The organism is Blastopirellula marina DSM 3645 (assembly GCF_000153105.1).
Classification (GTDB): Bacteria; Planctomycetota; Planctomycetia; order Pirellulales; family Pirellulaceae; genus Blastopirellula; species Blastopirellula marina.
In genome coordinates this window covers 2,449,507-2,462,775 of sequence record NZ_CH672376.1, presented here as the reverse complement: position 1 = coordinate 2,462,775, position 13,269 = coordinate 2,449,507, and the positions used below count along the sequence as shown (strand labels likewise).

Here is a 13,269-nt window from a genome sequence, read left to right as displayed (position 1 = left end):
ACGTCGACGTTATTTCCACGGGAACGTCTGGCCGGTCAGTTCCTCGAACGCTTCGATGTATTTCGCTCGCGTTTGGTTAACGACCGCTTCCGGCAACTGCGGCGGCGTGCTGTTTTTGTCCCAGCTGGTCGTTTCGAGGTAATCGCGGACGATCTGTTTGTCGAAGGACGGAGGACTGACGCCAACTTGGTACTGATCTTCGGGCCAGAAGCGCGAGCTGTCGGGGGTCAAGACTTCGTCGATCAGCAACAACTCGCCGTCAACGATCCCCCACTCGAACTTCGTATCGGCGATGATGATCCCTTTTTCACGCGCAAAAGCGGCGCCGCGCGTGTAGATATCGAGACTTTTCTCTCGCAGGGTCGAAGCCAACTCTTCCCCCACGATTTCGCACATCCGCTCGTACGAGATGTTGATATCGTGACCAGACTCTTCCTTGGTCGCCGGCGTAAAAATTGGCGTTTCCAGCTGGGCGCTCTGATCGAGTCCCGCAGGCAAGGGGATGCCGCAGACAGTGGAGCTCTGGCCATATTCTTTCCAGCCCGATCCGGCGAGATAGCCGCGCACCACGCATTCGATCGGCACGACTTCGGTCTTGCGGACCAGCATGCTGCGTCCATCGAGCGAAGCCAGATCGGTTCCGCTGGGCAGATCGGCGTCGGCCACATTGATCGAAATCATATGGTTCGCCACGCCGAGCTTCTCAAACCAGAAGCGACTGATTTGCGTTAATACCCGACCTTTGTCAGGTATTACTGACGGCAGCACATAGTCAAATGCACTAGTGCGATCGGAAGCGACCAGGAGCAACTTGTCTCCCAGATCGTAGATATCACGAACCTTGCCATGTCGGACGGGCAAATCGATAGTCATTTCAAGCCACTTGCGATTGAGTCAGAAACCCCCTAAGGCCGGCAATCTTAACAGACAGGCAAAAGGATTGGCTAGCACGGGTCAAAAAGCATAGATGCACGATTTCCGTAAACCGATTAGACTAGAGAGCTTACGTGCCAAAATCTGCGGCCATTCCTGTTTCCGCTTATGCAAGAGGTTCGCGCCCCGTGGGAGCACTGCGATTCTATGCGCCGCCGATAGAGCGACTTTCGCGGCGTTTCGACGCTGCCTATGTCGTTGATTACGACCAAGTTCCGCGCCGATCCAAGGTGCAGCACGACGGCAAAATCCTCTCCATCGATTTCGAGGGAGACGATTCGGTCAAATTGCGCATCCCCTGGAACGTGGACGAGTTCCAGTCGTACTTTCTCGCGACCTGCTCCTTGCGACCTCGTACCGAGCCCTATCATCTGGCGTTGGAAGTTGCGCGGGGGGTTCTTTCTCGCCTAAAAGCGTTGATCGCGGTCTGCGATGGCGCCGACATCGAACAAACCGAAGCCTTCTATGCGGCGCTGGGGGAAGCGATCGAAGCGTTTACCATCGCCGCTACCTCCGACCATCACAGCGAAGCGTCGCAAATCGCCTCCCAAGAATGCATTGGCCATACGGCCGAAGCGTTCGCGCAGCTCACCAACGTCTATCGCGACGCGGCGATCGACTTCATTCAAGAGCATGCGCCTCACCGGACTTTTTTGTACGGCGTGAACATTCGCAACGAACACCCATCGGCGGACGCTTCGGCGCTGCTGCGACCGGCTTTTAACACGGCCGTCGTCTCTCCGGTCTGGAAAGATTGCGAGCCGAACGAGGGGCGCTTCGACTTTGAAAAAGTCCGCGAGCAAATTCGCTGGTGCCGCAGCCAAGGAATGCGGGTCGTCGGCGGACCGGTCGCCAATCTGGACGACTTGAACGTCCCCGACTGGCTTTATCTGTGGGATAACGACTTCAACAGTCTGCTCGGTTTTCAGTTGCAGTACGTCGAGACCGCGACGCGCAATCTGCATGGGATGACCGATCTCTGGTATTGTTCGTCCGGCGTCAATACGACGCGGGCCTTTCATCTGACCGAAGAACAGCAATTGCGTTTGCTGGTAGGCTCGATTGAAACGATGCGCCGCAACGATCCGCAAACTCCGGTGCTGGTCAGCTTTGACCATCCTTGGGGCGACTACCTGAGTCATGCTCACCGAGATCTAGCGCCGATTCACTTTGCTGAAGAAATCGTACGCGCCAATCTGGGCGTGACCGGCGTCGGCGTCGAGTTGAATTTTAACGATTGTGAGGGCGCCATTTTCCCTCGTGATCCGTTTGAGGTGATTCGCCTGCTCGATCAATGGGGAATGCTGGGGCTGCCGCTCTTTGTAACGCTAACGTTTCCCAGTTCGCGCCGGTTTGACAAACGCGCGGCGCATCAGATTTCGGACCACGAATCGCCGACTTTCCCGATCAGTCGCCGTCGCCAGCGGCAATTTGTCGAGTCGCTTGTGCCCCTGATTTTGTCGCATCCCCAAACGCAGGCGATCTTCTGGAATCAGTTCACGGATGCGACGGCGCACGTTTATCCCAATGCCGGTTTGTTCGATCGTCGGGATCGTCCTAAGTCAACGCTACGAAGTTTACGAGAAATTCGTCAGCACTATTTGACTTAACTCTCTCGCCGGGTTCCACTAGCAGGAAGTTCCGCCCCCATGACGTTAGGCCCCCCATGTACAAGTCCGCTTTCGCCGCAGGCATCTTCTGCCTAACGACCATCTCGCTTTGCTTCGCTGAGCCGATCGCCGGAATTGGTCCGATTGGTGAAGTCCGTACTTTGCAAAAGGACTTTGGGTTCACCGAAGGCGCCGCTTCCGATGGCGTAGGCAATCTCTACTTCACCGATATCCCCAACAATCGCATTTATCGCCGGACGCCCGACGGTACGATCGCTGTTTTTCTGGAGCCATCGGGCCATACCAACGGCACGATGGTTCGCGACGATCGACTGCTGATCTGTCAGATGGATGGGCAGTTGGCCAGCGTTTCGTTAAGCGGCGATGATTTACAAGTACTCGCGGGCAAGTACCAAAACGAACGATTCAACGCGCCGAACGACTTGGTTTGCGATCACTACGGCGGCGTCTACTTCACCGATCCCCGCTATCGAGCGCCGACTCCTTGGCCGCAAAAGGTCGAAGCCGTTTATTATCTCTCGGCGGATAACGTCGTGACGCGATTGATCGACGATATCATCGCACCCAACGGCGTGATCCTGTCACCCAACGAAAAAACGCTGTACGTCGTTCCTTCGATGGAAACCAAACTGTACGCCTACGATGTTTTAGGACCGGGGAAAATTGGCGAAAAGCGGGTCTTGTGCCAATTTCGTCAGCCCGAGGGCGAAGACAATCAAGGCGGCGACGGTCTGACGATCGACGAACATGGCAATCTGTACGTAACGACCAAACTCGGCGTACAGGTGATCAGCCCGAAAGGGGAGATCCTTGGAATCATTGAATTTCCTGAGCATCCGGCAAACGCAACGTTTGGCGGTCCCAAGGGAAAGACATTGTTTGTGACGGCCCGTACCGGGCTTTACTCTGTGGAAATGAGCGTTCGGGGACACCAATTCCCAGGCGAATAACGCGCGCTCAGCTTTTAGTTTCTCATATATTTTGGGGGAAGTTACGTATGAAGATGTGGATCTCTGCTGCGATGTTCTGCGGCGCGGCTTTGTTGGTTGGTTGTGGCGGTACTGCCGAAACTCCGTCGGAAACTCCGGCCGAAACGCCGGAAGTGACGTTGCCGGCCGAATCGACCGAAGCTCCGGCGACTCCCGCCGCCGAAGACAAGCCGATGGAAGAAGCCAAACCTGAATAAGGCGGCGCTTCTGCTGATTTAAACGACGATGAAAAGAGGCTGGGGCCCACCAAGGTCGCAGCCTCTTTTTTTGCGCCAATCGCACCGCGGAAGTCTCAATTTGCTCGATTTCTTGCAAGCACGCTCTAACACCTTGCAATTGGTCACAATGCAAAGCAGACTATTCTAGGCTTTTTGCCTAAACGTCCCGTGCACTTTGATCGCTACGCCTGCCCTATGCTTCGCAATATCACACCGCTTTTCGTGCTCATGTTTCTTTCGTCACTCTGCTTGGCCGCCGAGCAGGATCCCCGCGTCTTTGTGGATCCTGACAACGTCAACGACCCCGACTTCGTCTACCAGGGCGAATTCTACGGGCCGCTTCGTTTGCCCAACGGCAGCTACGAAATGACCGGTCTGCAAGTCGTGGCTCTCGGAGACGGCAAGTTTTCGGCGTTGCAATACAAAGGGGGACTGCCCGGCAATGGCTGGGACAATGGTCCCAAACTGGCCCTGCAGGGCGAGATGCAAAGCGGCCTGATTCAGTTGCAGCATGACGCCTATACGATTGCCGTCGATCCCAATCATGCCGTGGTCATCAACACCGCGGGACAGCAACTCGGCGATCTGCCGAAGGTTCGCCGCAAGAGTTTGACCTTAGGGCATCGACCGCCGCATGATGCTCGCGTGCTGTTTGACGGTACGTCGACCGAATTCTTCCGTGATGGCAAACTGACAGCCGATGGGCTGCTGAAAGCCGGCACGATCACGACGTTCCCAGTCTCCGACTTCCAATTGCATCTCGAGTTCCGCACTCCGTATATGCCCGACCGCGGCTCGCAAGCGCGCGGCAATAGCGGCGTCTACATTCAAGAGCGCTACGAAGTGCAAATCCTCGACTCGTTCGGTAAAACGCCCGAGTTCAATGACTCGGCGTCGATCTATCGCACCAAGCCGCCAGAAATGAACATGTGCTTCCCGCCGCTGCAGTGGCAAACCTATGACATCTATTTCAACGCCGCTCGCTTTGACGACGCCGGCGACAAGGTGAGCGACGCTCGCTTGACCGTCTTCCACAACGGCATCGCGGTCCAACGTGACGTCCGCATCCCGAACAAAACGGGCGCCGGCAAAAAAGAAGGCGCCGAGCCAATGCCGATCAAATTGCAGGATCACAAAGATCCGGTCGTCTTCCGCAACATCTGGATCATCGAACCGTCAGCGCCGATGAATTTTGCCGCGGAGACTTGCGTTTGCCGATAGAGTCGCCAGGTTGCTCACAGTTCACGCTTAGGTGGCGTGAGCTGCGTGAAGCGTCGGGAAACTCGGCGACGACGGCAGACTATTCCAGCCGCTCGTAGCAGACGAGACACATGTCGTCGAACTGCGAGCCCATAAACTCGCGAACGTCTTTGACGATCGCCTGGCCGAGTTGTGCGACCGACGGGAATTGCTCTTGGGCGCGTTCTCGCACGCGAGGAATGCCAAACTGCTCACCGTCGGCGTCCATTGCTTCGTTGATGCCGTCGGTATAAAGAATGATGCGTTCCCCTACGGCGATCGGGATGGTGACCTTCTCATATTCCAAATCAGGAAACACGCCCAGCGGCAGGCTAATCTCAGGCTCCCCAATTTCGTCGACCGTCCCATCGTTGCGGCGAAGCATCGGCGGCATGTGACCGGCGTTCAGCACGGTCATCTCGTGCGTCTCGAAATTCAAGATATTCAAGACTAGAGTCACAAACTGATCGTCCGGAATGCTCTCGCTGAAGGTGTTATTCAGCGTCGCAAAAGCAACCGCCGGATCTTCAATCGAAGCGAGCGTATACCGCGCGTCCGCCGAGAGTTTCGCCATCAACAGCGAAGCGGCGACGCCATGGCCGACGACATCTCCCAACAAAATCGCCATCCGGCCATTCGGCAGCGGAATATAGTCGTAGTAGTCGCCGCCGACCGAATTGGCGGCGCGATAGTAATCAAAGAAATCGTACCCAGCGGCGGCCGGTTTTCCCTTCGGCAAAAAGCCGATCTGCACCTGGCTAGCGAGCTTCAGGTCACGCTCCATTTCCTGCTGACGCAACGCGCGCTGGTGAAGCTGGGCGTTGTCGATCGAGATCGCCGCTTGCGTCGCAACGCTCATCAGCACTTCCAGATCTTCCTGTTGGAAACGCTTCCGTTGGTCCAGCGTATCAATTTGGAGCGCGCCAAACGCTTTGCCGTCGCTATCAATCAGCGGGGCGCACATGATCGAGCGAATCTGGAAATCGGTGATGCTCTGGCTCATCTCGAACCGCGAGTCCGCCGCCGCATCGGCCGAGAGAATCGCCTGCTTTTTCTCGATCACATGATTGATGACCGTGCGGCTGATCCGGATATTTTCGTCGCCAGGGCGACGCGTCTTGGTCCACCGCGGCGTTAATTTCCCTTTTTCATCCTGCAAAATGATAAATCCGCGGTCGGCCTGCAAAAAGATCTTGAACAGGCTGTTCAGCACCTGCGGAAAGACATCCTCCGGAGCGATGACGCCGCCGAGATTCTTGGTAATTTCGAGCAAAGCGGCCAGCTTTACTTCAGCGCTGGCCTGCAACGTGACGCCGCCGGTTTGCGACGAGACTTCCAACTGCGACATGATGGTCGACGGCGCCGAATCATCATCGACCATGATCGTGCCGTAGGCGCCTGCTCCGGTTTGTCCCAGATTCCGGGCCGAGGGAGGGGCGAACGGCTGATCCAGATGGAAGGTAAACGTCACGTCGCAAACGCGGATCGAATCGCCATCTTTCAACTTTTGCAGCGAATTAATCGCCGTGTCGTTGACGAAAGTGCCGTTCCGGCTGCCCAGGTCCTCAATCAAAAGATCCTGGTTCTTCCGGGTGATCTGGGCGTGATGGCGGCTGACAGCGCCGGCATCCACCAAGATATCGCACTCCGGGTGGCGTCCCATGACGAACTTTTCGCCCGCCAGGTAGATTTTTTTTCCGGCGTCGGATCCGTTGACCGCGACTAGATAACTGCTCATCGGCGTGGCTGCGTCAGTGGAATAGCGAAAGGGGCGGAAGTAGCTGCGCGAACCACTCGCTCGTTTCCCCCACTAGTTTTGACATAGTTTATCAGCCGCAGCGCTAGATAGCCAGCGGCTGAATCCCTTGACGACAAGCGACTTACGCAATACTCTTTACAAACCGATTGGGGAATAGTGTAACGGTAGCACTACAGACTCTGACTCTGTCAGTCTAGGTTCAAATCCTAGTTCCCCAGCTTCTTTTTATGAGCGGTGGCGATTCCCCTCGCCCCCCAACGCCTAGAGAGGCTCCATGAGCGCTGAAATGCCGCCAGAGCGGCGGGCGCAGCCGAGTGCGATCGCATTTCTGCGACTGTTTGTCTTCTGCTTCGCGATCGCCTTAGGCGTCTCCTGGGTCGTCAGCAGCTTTATGCTGTCAGATCAGCCCCCCAGAATCGATCCCAGCGCCGTCCCGCGTCAAGTAACCGCCAGGGGAGATTTGGCCGCAGATGAAAAGTCCACGATCGAGTTGTTTGAATCGGCCTCGCCGTCAGTCGTCTTCATCACCACCACGGCGCTCTCACGCCGCTCGATGAACGTCAATCCGGTCGAGATCCCAGCTGGCGCCGGCAGCGGTTTTGTCTGGGACGAAAAAGGGCACATCGTCACCAACTACCACGTCATTCGAGATGTCGAGCAGGGCAATGGAGGCCGCGCCATCGTCACCTTCGCCGATCACACTTCGCACGAGGCGCGCGTCTTGGGGGGCTCGCCCGACAATGACCTCGCCGTGCTGCAGTTGGTCGATCCGCAAAACGCAACGCTCATTCCAATTCGCGTCGGCGAATCGAAGGATCTGAAAGTCGGCCAGAAAACCTTCGCGATCGGCAACCCGTTTGGCTTTGATCAAACGCTCACGACCGGCGTGATCAGCGGTCTCGGACGATCGATCCGCAGCGAGTCTGGCCAGCCGATCAACGACCTGATTCAAACCGATGCGGCGATCAATCCCGGCAATTCCGGCGGTCCATTGTTGGACAGCAGCGGTCTGTTGATCGGTGTAAACACCGCGATCTACAGCCCTTCCGGCGCCTACTCGGGCATCGGCCTGGCGATACCAGTTGATACCGTCAACGCTGTCGCGACCGAGATTTTGCGCACCGGCAAAGTCTCGAAGCCCTACTTGGGAGTCGCGTTGTTACCGGCGTCGGCCGTCGCCCAACTCAATCTGCAAGGCGCTCTGATCGGCGAAGTGGTCGAAGGAAGTCCAGCCGCCAACGCCGGCCTGCAGCCGACCATTGTTACCGAGCAAGGCATCGAAGAGATGGGCGATGTGATTATCGCCGTCGACGGAAAACCGGTCACCAATCATTCCGATGTCGTGGGCCAACTCATTCAGCACAAAGTGGGCGACACGATCCAAGTCACCATCATCCGCGGCGCCGGAACCGACAATGCCGAAAAATTGGATGTGGACGTTACTTTGTCCGAAGCACGCTAACGCCGCGTTAAAGAAATACGTATGAAAATCTGCCTGTTCGATATCGATGGAACGTTGATCAACACCGCCGCCGCCGGCAAAGATGCGATGATCGCTTCGTTTCAATCGACTGCCGGAATTGACGTGCTGACGACCGAAGTTCGCGTCAGCGGCAAGACCGATCGCGGCATCGCGCAAGAACTATTTGACGCGCATGACATGCCGTTGACCGACGAAGCGTGGAACAAATTCCTCAGCAGCTACATGGCGGGACTCGCCCGCAATCTGCCGCTGCGCGACGGACGCGTCTTGCCCGGTATCGAAGCGCTGCTCAATCAACTTGCCGAACGAGACGACATCGTTTTGGGACTTCTGACCGGCAACGTCGCCCAAGGCGCCTACCTGAAGCTGACGCACTACGACTTGATGCATCATTTCGAGTTCGGCGGATACGGCGATCAGCATCCCGATCGCAACGATGTCGCCCAAGCGGCGAAGGACGCCTGCGAAGCTCATCTTGGCCACGCCGTCCGCGGCGATCAAATCTGGGTCATCGGCGACACCGCGAACGACGTCCGCTGCGCCCGAGCGATCGGGGCCAAAGCGGCGGCAGTTGCGACCGGAGTTTTCCTCCGCGAAGAGCTGGCGATGAGCGAACCCGATTTGTTGTTTGATGATTTGGAAAACGCGGATGCGTTGTTGGCCGAATTGACGGGATAAGACCGAAAGAAAACCGCGATACTAGTATTCGTATCGAAATGCCGCGCTCTAATACAACGCCGTCGCCAATTTCCGCCGATAATTGTTCACCAACTCTTCGTCATCGGCCAACTGTCGGAAGACATCCACCATCAACTGTCGCGCGGTTTCGCCGTGGCCGGCGCGGTCTTTGCGGACAACCGCGAGAGCAGTTTCGAGCGATTCTTCAAATTGGCCGGCGGCGGCCAGAGACTCGGCCAGTTTCAGCATCTTCTCGGCGTCGTCGGGACTGACGGCCATTTCGGCGCGGCATGCTTCGACTCCGCCGGCCGCGTCCCCTAGTTTGCGTAGCTCGAGCGCCGCTTTCACCTTTTCCGCTTCCGGCTCGAGAAAACCGCGTTCTTCGAGCGTCGCGATCATCGCCGTCGCTTCGTCGTTACGCTGTTGGTCGTAGTAGTGCTCGGCCAGCATGATTTTCGCGACATCCAGCTTCGGGTCGAGCTCGATCGCTTGCTGTAATTTCGCTTCGACAGCTGACGGCTCAGCGCCCAGCGTATTGCGAACTTCGGCCAATAGCGTCTCGGCCTGGTTCGGAAGTTGCCGCTCGATCCAGCCGCGTACGAACTCTTCGGGCCGCATGCCGTCAAAGAAATCGACGACTGCTCCGTCGCGCAGCGCGAAGACGGCCGGAACCCCTTGGACGTTGAACTGAGCGGCCAATTGCGGAACGACCTCGGTATCGGCTTTGGCCAGATAAAACTTCCCCGCCATCTCAACGGCCAGCTTTTCCAAGATCGGCATCAGCATTTGGCAAGGCTGACACCAAGCGCCCCAAAAATCGACAACCACCGGCGCTTCACGAGACCGTTCCAGCACTTCGGTTTCAAAGTTTTCAGGCGTTACTTCAACTATCCAGGGGCTCTGCTGCGGCATGTTTGCTCGTCGCGTTACGAAATAAAAAAGGGGATTGTCGTCGTTGGACCGCTTCACCAACCTTGCGGAGAAACGAAAAAGCCGAAAAATCGGATCTGGGACGGCTACTGCTTAGCGAGTTTACACCAATCTCCCCAATCCGCCGAATCACCGATGCCGCCAGCTGACAACGATCGCTTCGCCGCCAGACGCAACAAGCTTCGCAAGTTGGTCAAGAAAGCCGCCGCCGATGCGATCTTGGTGACCAACGTCCACAACGTCAGCTATCTGACCGGCTTTACTGGGCACGATAGCTACCTATTGGTCACCCCCGATACCGAGGTATTGCTCAGCGATCCGCGTTATACGCAGCAATTGGAAGAAGAGTGCCCGGGGCTGAATCTCGAGAGCCGTACGCCGGGAAAGTCGATTCTGACTTCCGTCCAAAAAATGATCCAAGCGTCCGGCGTCACGCAGTTGGCGTTTGAGTCGACTTCGCTCACCGTCGCGCTGCGCGATCAACTTGCCGGCAAGCTGGCCAAAATTGCGCTGATTCCGGCCGCCGGACTGGTCGAAGAGTTGCGCGAGATCAAAGACGCCGAGGAAATCGCCGCCATCCGCCAGGCGATCTACTGCGCCGAGGAAGCGTTCGCCGTGGTCCGCGCCGGGCTTCACCCCGATCAAACCGAACGCCAAATCGCCGCTGACCTGGAATACCAAGTCCGAAGATTCGGCGGTAAAGCGCTTAGTTTCCCCCCGATCGTCGGCGTGGGAGAGCGAGCCGCATTGCCGCATGGAGTCCCCAGCGAGAAGAAAGTGGGCGAAGACAGTTTCGTCCTGATCGACTGGGGCGCGCTCGCAGGGGGGTACGTGAGCGACTTGACGCGTGTTTTAGCGACCGGTAAAATTTCGCCAAAAATCAAGCGTATTTACGACATTGTCTTAAAAGCTCAGCTCCGTGCGATCGCTGCGATCAAGCCTGGTGCGCTGATGTGCGATGTCGACAAAGCGGCTCGTGAAGAGATCGCCAGCGCTGGTTTCGGCAAACGTTTTGGTCATGGCCTCGGCCATGGCATCGGCCTCGAAGTCCATGAGGCGCCCCGATTTAATAGTTCTCAAACCCGCCCCCTACAGGTAGGCATGGTGGTCACCGTGGAGCCGGGCATCTATATTCCTGGGTTTGGCGGCGTCCGCATTGAGGACGATGTGCTGGTGACAAAACACGGACACGAAGTTTTGACCAGCGTACCCAAAGATTTCGATTGAGCCCTAAAGATTTCAACGAGAGCGTCATCGGCAAATCGCTGACGCTTCCTTTCCCACAAGACTAAGCGGCCCTACGCCGCGTTCTGGAGACCTTCGATCCATGGCCAAGTCTGAGCCCGCTGCGAGCGGCGTCTTTGATCTCGATCGGTTGCGAGAAATCATCGAATTGATGAAAGAACACGAGCTTTCAGAGATCGATCTCCGGGAAGGGGAACGCCAGATCCAAATGAAACGGGGCGCGACCGTCGCTTATGCTCCGGCCCCAATGGCCGCCGCTCCGGCCCCCGTCGCCAGCGCACCGGCCGCTGCTCCGGCTGCCGACGATTCGCACTTGGTGACGATCAATAGCCCGATGGTCGGCACGTTCTACTCGAAGCCGAAGCCCGACTCAGAGAACTTCGCCAAAGTGGGCGATCATATCGGCGAAGAATCGGTCGTTTGCATCATCGAGGCGATGAAGGTCTTTAACGAGATCAAAGCCGAATTGACCGGCAAGATCGTCTCCGTCATGGTCAAAAACGAAGATCCGGTCGAGTACGGCCAGCCATTGTTCAAGGTCGACCCGCGCGGCTAAGAGCGCGTTACTGTCCCGCACCCGGACCAACTCATGTACAACCGCATTCTGATTGCGAATCGCGGCGAGATCGCCCTGCGAATCATCCGCGCTTGCAAAGAGCTTGGCGTCGAAACGGTCGCTATTTTTAGCGAAGCCGATCGCGGCGCTTCCTATCTGGAGCTCGCGGACGAAGCGTATTGCGTCGGCCCCGCCAAAAGCGCCCAGAGCTATCTGAAGATCGATCGCGTCATCAGCGCCGCCGAAGTCGGCAACGTTGAAGCGATTCATCCCGGCTATGGTTTTCTGGCCGAAAACGCCCAATTCAACGAGATCTGTCGCAGCTGCAACATCGACTTTATCGGCCCCTCGCCCGAAGCGATGCTGCGACTCGGCGACAAGAACGAAGCCCGCAAAATGGCCCGTGCGGCCGAAGTGCCGGTCGTTCCCGGTTCGGACGGACTGATCGAAGATCACGAAGAAGCGTTGAAGACCGCCCACGAGATCGGTTTTCCGGTCTTGATCAAAGCGACCGCCGGCGGCGGTGGCAAAGGGATGCGCGTCGCGGCGAACGACCTGGTGCTGAAGACCGCGCTGCAGCAAGCCCAAAACGAAGCCCAAGCGGCGTTCGGCAACGGCGGCGTTTATCTAGAAAAGTACGTCGAACACCCGCGTCACGTCGAAGTGCAGGTCGTCGCCGATCATCATGGCAACGTCGTTCACCTGTTTGAGCGCGAATGCTCGACGCAGCGTCGTCATCAAAAGCTGATCGAAGAGAGCCCGGCGCCGAATCTGTCGGCCAAAACGCGCGATGCAATTTGCGCCGCCGCGGTTCGCATGATTCAAGGCGCCGACTACACGAACGCCGGCACGGTCGAGTTTATCGTCGACAAGGACGAGAACTTCTACTTCATCGAAGTGAACGCTCGCATTCAGGTCGAGCATCCCGTTACCGAAATGGTGACCGGCGTCGATCTGATTCAAACGCAGATCCGAATCGCAGCCGGCGAACGCTTACCGTTCACGCAGGACGATATTCAAGTCACCGGCGCCGCGATCGAGTGTCGCATCAACGCTGAAGATCCTGATCGCAACTTCATGCCGTGCCCCGGCAAGATCGAGCGATTTATCGCCCCCGGCGGCCCCGGCGTCCGGTTTGATTCGCACGTCTTCAGCGGCTACACCGTTCCGCCTCACTACGATTCGATGATCGGCAAGTTGATCGTCCATCGCAAAACGCGTGAAGACGCAATCCGCTGCATGCAGCGTGCGTTAGACGAAATTCGGGTCGACGGGATTCGCACGACCGCGTCGTTCCATAAAAAGCTGCTAAGCCACTCGGCGTTTGCCGAAGGGAAGATCGACACGACATTTGTCGAACGGACCTTTTTGCAGTCGTAACGACTGCCGGTCCTGCCGGCGCGACGAAAAAAAATTGCGTTTGCGTGGATCTGCAACGCGCGACGCAGCGCCTCACGCTCGCTGTTGCGGCGTTTGGATTCCCATACGGCTTGGGGAAGCGTCAGTAGGGGGAATTTTCGTCCCCCTGGTCAAAGTGCGTAAACTTGTGGCCCGCGCAACGCTCAATACAATCAGATCTTTGACCCATCTTGCCGTTTTATCGGCAGT

12 protein-coding genes and 1 tRNA gene are annotated in these 13,269 nt (G+C 57.2%); 10 read left to right on the top strand and 3 right to left on the bottom strand.

Annotated elements, in window-relative coordinates; translation table 11 throughout:
• Positions 1–9: 9 nt before the first annotated feature.
• The gene (locus DSM3645_RS11965; protein ID WP_002652437.1) at positions 10–873 is read right to left on the bottom strand and encodes a phosphoribosylaminoimidazolesuccinocarboxamide synthase; all 864 of its coding nucleotides are present in this window, start codon (positions 871–873) and stop codon (positions 10–12) included.
• A gap of 188 nt (positions 874–1,061) precedes the next feature.
• Between DSM3645_RS11965 and DSM3645_RS11960 the strand changes: the two genes are divergently transcribed.
• The 4 genes from DSM3645_RS11960 to DSM3645_RS11945 all read left to right on the top strand — a co-directional run bounded on the left by DSM3645_RS11960 (position 1,062) and on the right by DSM3645_RS11945 (position 4,992).
• Positions 1,062–2,543 (top strand): hypothetical protein, encoded by a 1,482-nt coding sequence (locus DSM3645_RS11960; protein ID WP_002652436.1) that lies wholly within the window; start codon positions 1,062–1,064, stop codon positions 2,541–2,543.
• 56 nt (positions 2,544–2,599) lie between these two features.
• Positions 2,600–3,514: an SMP-30/gluconolactonase/LRE family protein gene (locus DSM3645_RS11955; RefSeq protein ID WP_002652435.1), complete on the top strand. Its 915-nt coding sequence runs from the start codon at positions 2,600–2,602 to the stop codon at positions 3,512–3,514.
• A 47-nt stretch (positions 3,515–3,561) separates the two neighbouring features.
• Complete coding sequence (locus DSM3645_RS30895; RefSeq protein ID WP_002652434.1) at positions 3,562–3,750, top strand: hypothetical protein; 189 nt, start codon at positions 3,562–3,564, stop codon at positions 3,748–3,750.
• 249 nt (positions 3,751–3,999) lie between these two features.
• Positions 4,000–4,992, top strand: coding sequence for a 3-keto-disaccharide hydrolase (locus tag DSM3645_RS11945; RefSeq protein WP_050769358.1), 993 nt, complete (start codon positions 4,000–4,002; stop codon positions 4,990–4,992).
• A 79-nt stretch (positions 4,993–5,071) separates the two neighbouring features.
• On the opposite strand, the gene DSM3645_RS11940 is transcribed toward DSM3645_RS11945, so the two are convergent.
• Entirely contained in the window at positions 5,072–6,748 is a 1,677-nt protein-coding gene (locus DSM3645_RS11940; RefSeq protein ID WP_002652432.1) for a SpoIIE family protein phosphatase, read from the bottom strand.
• 168 nt (positions 6,749–6,916) lie between these two features.
• Here DSM3645_RS11940 and DSM3645_RS11935 point away from each other — a divergent pair.
• From DSM3645_RS11935 to DSM3645_RS11925, 3 genes are all read left to right on the top strand, one after another.
• Positions 6,917–6,987: transfer RNA gene (locus tag DSM3645_RS11935), tRNA-Gln, on the top strand.
• Between the two features lie 56 nt (positions 6,988–7,043).
• Positions 7,044–8,231, top strand: a complete 1,188-nt coding sequence (locus DSM3645_RS11930) for a S1C family serine protease (protein ID WP_002652431.1) — start codon at positions 7,044–7,046, stop codon at positions 8,229–8,231.
• A gap of 21 nt (positions 8,232–8,252) precedes the next feature.
• Positions 8,253–8,930, top strand: a complete 678-nt coding sequence (locus tag DSM3645_RS11925; protein WP_002652430.1) for an HAD family hydrolase — start codon at positions 8,253–8,255, stop codon at positions 8,928–8,930.
• Between the two features lie 48 nt (positions 8,931–8,978).
• Here the strand turns inward: DSM3645_RS11925 and DSM3645_RS11920 are convergent, their stop codons facing one another.
• Complete coding sequence (locus DSM3645_RS11920; RefSeq protein ID WP_002652429.1) at positions 8,979–9,842, bottom strand: tetratricopeptide repeat protein; 864 nt, start codon at positions 9,840–9,842, stop codon at positions 8,979–8,981.
• A 153-nt stretch (positions 9,843–9,995) separates the two neighbouring features.
• On the opposite strand from DSM3645_RS11920, the gene DSM3645_RS11915 reads away from it, so the two are divergent.
• From DSM3645_RS11915 to accC, 3 genes are all read left to right on the top strand, one after another.
• Complete coding sequence (locus tag DSM3645_RS11915; RefSeq protein ID WP_002652428.1) at positions 9,996–11,087, top strand: M24 family metallopeptidase; 1,092 nt, start codon at positions 9,996–9,998, stop codon at positions 11,085–11,087.
• A 100-nt stretch (positions 11,088–11,187) separates the two neighbouring features.
• Positions 11,188–11,661 carry an acetyl-CoA carboxylase biotin carboxyl carrier protein gene (gene accB / locus DSM3645_RS11910; RefSeq protein ID WP_002652427.1) on the top strand — a complete coding sequence of 158 codons (474 nt, stop codon included), beginning with the start codon at positions 11,188–11,190 and terminating at the stop codon, positions 11,659–11,661.
• Between the two features lie 33 nt (positions 11,662–11,694).
• On the top strand, positions 11,695–13,041 hold the full coding sequence (gene accC / locus DSM3645_RS11905) for an acetyl-CoA carboxylase biotin carboxylase subunit (RefSeq protein WP_002652426.1): 1,347 nt from the start codon (positions 11,695–11,697) through the stop codon (positions 13,039–13,041).
• The last annotated feature ends 228 nt before the right edge of the window (positions 13,042–13,269 follow it).

Coding starts and splice junctions, on each gene's coding strand:
- DSM3645_RS11915 (WP_002652428.1), top strand. CDS start 9,996: ATGCCGCCAGCTGACAACGATCGCTTCGCCGCCAGACGCAACAAGCTT.
- DSM3645_RS11920 (WP_002652429.1), bottom strand. CDS start 9,842: ATGCCGCAGCAGAGCCCCTGGATAGTTGAAGTAACGCCTGAAAACTTT.
- DSM3645_RS11955 (WP_002652435.1), top strand. CDS start 2,600: ATGTACAAGTCCGCTTTCGCCGCAGGCATCTTCTGCCTAACGACCATC.
- DSM3645_RS11930 (WP_002652431.1), top strand. CDS start 7,044: ATGAGCGCTGAAATGCCGCCAGAGCGGCGGGCGCAGCCGAGTGCGATC.
- accB (WP_002652427.1), top strand. CDS start 11,188: ATGGCCAAGTCTGAGCCCGCTGCGAGCGGCGTCTTTGATCTCGATCGG.
- DSM3645_RS11940 (WP_002652432.1), bottom strand. CDS start 6,748: ATGAGCAGTTATCTAGTCGCGGTCAACGGATCCGACGCCGGAAAAAAA.
- accC (WP_002652426.1), top strand. CDS start 11,695: ATGTACAACCGCATTCTGATTGCGAATCGCGGCGAGATCGCCCTGCGA.
- DSM3645_RS11945 (WP_050769358.1), top strand. CDS start 4,000: ATGTTTCTTTCGTCACTCTGCTTGGCCGCCGAGCAGGATCCCCGCGTC.
- DSM3645_RS11925 (WP_002652430.1), top strand. CDS start 8,253: ATGAAAATCTGCCTGTTCGATATCGATGGAACGTTGATCAACACCGCC.
- DSM3645_RS30895 (WP_002652434.1), top strand. CDS start 3,562: ATGAAGATGTGGATCTCTGCTGCGATGTTCTGCGGCGCGGCTTTGTTG.
- DSM3645_RS11965 (WP_002652437.1), bottom strand. CDS start 873: ATGACTATCGATTTGCCCGTCCGACATGGCAAGGTTCGTGATATCTAC.